At 51.6% G+C, this 517-nt stretch carries 1 protein-coding gene; it reads left to right on the top strand.

The genetic code is table 11. The features are described 5' to 3' along the window. Positions 1–517 (top strand): hypothetical protein (locus VJI94_RS07955; RefSeq protein WP_324008956.1); only part of this gene is annotated, 517 nt, incomplete at both ends.

Genomic DNA, 517 nt, shown 5'->3' with positions numbered 1-517 from the left:
GACATGGTGAAGGTTTTTCATCGTGTCTACGATTTGCCGATTGTGCAGCCTGCTGATGCCAAGGAAGACTTCTCCCACATTACCAAACTTCGCCTAGCTATGCGTTTTGGCTTGATCGTTGAAGAGTTCATGGAACTGTGTGAGGCAATGGATATCCGCGCAGATATCAACTTCCTGTACCTCGATGCAGAAGGCAACTATCAGAAAGCACGCAGTACTGGTGAACAGCAGGCCAAGGATAGTCCCCGACAGGCGCCTGAGTGGGTGAAGCACTTCTACGACGAATCGTGGAATGAGGATACGTTCCAGCTTGACCACGATGCTTTGGGCGATGAGGACCTTCATGAGATCGTTCGGGAACGCATGCAGCGCGCTATCCTGGAGACTGATGAACGCAATATGCCCGAGATCGCAGATGCCTGTTTCGATCTGAAGTATGTTGTGGAAGGTTTCGAGCTGGAAGTCGGCATCGATAGCCAGAGCTGCGCCAATGAAGGCCAGGCCTTCAACCTTTCGA

It is taken from the genome of Parvimonas sp. D9 (assembly GCF_035282565.1).
In the GTDB taxonomy this organism is placed as follows: domain Bacteria; phylum Bacillota; class Clostridia; order Tissierellales; family Peptoniphilaceae; genus Parvimonas; species Parvimonas micra.
The sequence above is the reverse complement of the archived record's forward strand: the minus strand, read 5'-3'. Positions and strand labels throughout refer to the sequence as shown.